Source organism: Streptococcus timonensis, assembly GCF_047460355.1.
GTDB lineage: Bacteria > Bacillota > Bacilli > Lactobacillales > Streptococcaceae > Streptococcus > Streptococcus timonensis_A.
In genome coordinates, this window is record NZ_JASHGL010000011.1 from 1 (window position 1) to 2,142 (window position 2,142).

At 42.9% G+C, this 2,142-nt stretch carries 1 pseudogene; it reads right to left on the reverse strand.

What is annotated here, in order from left to right:
- A pseudogene (locus QM941_RS09755) lies at positions 1 to 2,142 on the reverse strand (fibronectin-binding protein); the annotation flags it as partial.

A 2,142-nucleotide genomic window follows, 5' to 3' on the forward strand; every position in this document is an offset into this window, starting at 1 on the left:
CTTTTTCGTAGACATGTTCTGTGTCGCCGTTTGGAAGTTTCTTAGTCTCTACGAAGCGGTAGCCTGGAATGTCTTTCTTAGGATTTTCTCCATCTTCTGTTGGATATCCTGGAATTTCATTGCCTTCTTTATCCTTATGACTAGTCTTAACCTTCTCATAAACGTGCTCTGTGTCGCCGTTTGGAAGTTTCTTAGTCTCTACGAAGCGGTAGCCTGGAATATCTTTCTTAGGATTTTCTCCATCTTCTGTTGGATATCCTGGAATTTCATTGCCTTCCTTATCCTTGTGACTTGTCTTAACTTTCTCATAAACGTGCTCTGTGTCACCGTTTGGAAGTTTCTTAGTCTCTACGAAGCGGTAGCCTGGAATATCTTTCTTAGGCTGTTCATTATCTTCTGTTGGATATCCTGGAATCTCTTTACCTTCTTTGTCTACAAATATAGTAACTGGTGTTACTGTTGGTGTGTAAGTTGCAGAAGCTTTAGTACCGTTCTTATCTTCACGGACAACTGTTACAGATGGAGCTGTTCCTGTAAATTCTGGTTCTGGTTTAAAGGTTACTGTTCCATCTGGAGCTACCGTATAAGTACCAACACCTGGAACTGTCTTAGTTGTTGAACCATCCTCAAATGTAGCTGGTACATCGTCATTCATTGGAACACTTGGGTCACCTTCTGTGAAGTTTGGTTTTCCAGATTGTTCTTGACCTTTTGGTCCAATAGTTGTAGCTGGTTCACCTGTTGGTGTTACTGGTGTTACTGTTGGTGTGTACTTAGCTGTAACTGGTGTACCGTTCTTATCTACACGTTTAACAGTTACGCCTGTTCCTTCCCCTGTGAATGATTTTTCTGGGACAAATGTTACTGTTCCATCTGGAGCTACTGTGTATGTTCCTTCACCTGGAATTGTCTTAGTTGTTGAACCATCTTCGAAGGTTGCTGGTGTATCATCATCCATCGGTACAACTGGATCTCCCTCAGTAAACTTAGGCTTACCTGTTTGGGTTTGGCCTTGTTTATCTTTTGAAGTTACATCCTCAGCTGTTGGAACTACTGGAGTAATCTTAGGTGTGTAAGCTGTTTCTACAGCAGTACCGTTAGCGTCTTTAGCTTGAACCTTAACCGGAACAACATCACCTGAGTATGACTTGTCAGTTGGTGTAAAGGTTACAACACCTGTTTCCTTATCAACTGTGAAGGTACCGATTTCTTTACCTTCTGGTGATTTAGCAACTACTGATGCAGCTGGTTGACCATTTTCATCAAGAAGGGTAATCGTATCCTTGTCGATTGGCGCAACTGGATCACCTTCTGTGAAGGTTACTGTTCCAGTTTGAACTACACCTTGAGGGGCTACTGATTCAGCAGGAGTCGCTGTTGGTGTTACAGGAGTTACAGTTGGTGTGTACTTAGCTGTAACTGGTGTTCCGTTCTTATCTACACGTTTAACTGTTACGCCTGTTCCTTTACCTGTGAATGATTTCTCTGGTACGAAGGTTACTTTTCCATCTGGAGCTACTGTGTAGGTACCTTCTCCTGGAATTGCTTTCTCAGTTGATCCATCTTCGAAGGTTGCTGGTACTTCATCATCCATTGGTACGTCTGGATTGCCTGGTTTGAATTCAGGTTTGCCAGTTTGTTCTTTACCTTGGATATCTGTTGTTTCAGCTGGTGTTCCTTCTGGAGTCACAGGTGTTACTGTTGGTGTGTACTTAGCTGTTACTGGGGTACCGTTCTTATCTACACGTTTAACTGTTACGCCTGTTCCTGTTCCTGTGAATGTCTTCTCAGGTGTGAACGTTACTGTACCGTCTGGATTTACTTTGTAAGTTCCTTCGCCTGGAATTGCTTTCTCAGTTGATCCATCTTCGAAGGTTGCTGGTACTTCATCATCCATTGGTACTTCTGGGTTGCCTGGTTTGAATTCAGGTTTGCCAGTTTGTGTTTTACCTTGGATATCTGTTGTTTCAGCTGGTTCTGCTGTTGGGATTACTGGGGTTACTGTTGGTGTGTATTTAGCTGTTACTGGGGTACCGTTCTTATCTACACGTTTAACTGTTACGCCTGTTCCTGTTCCTGTGAATGTCTTCTCAGGTGTGAACGTTACTGTACCGTCTGGATTTACTTTGTAAGTTCCTTCGC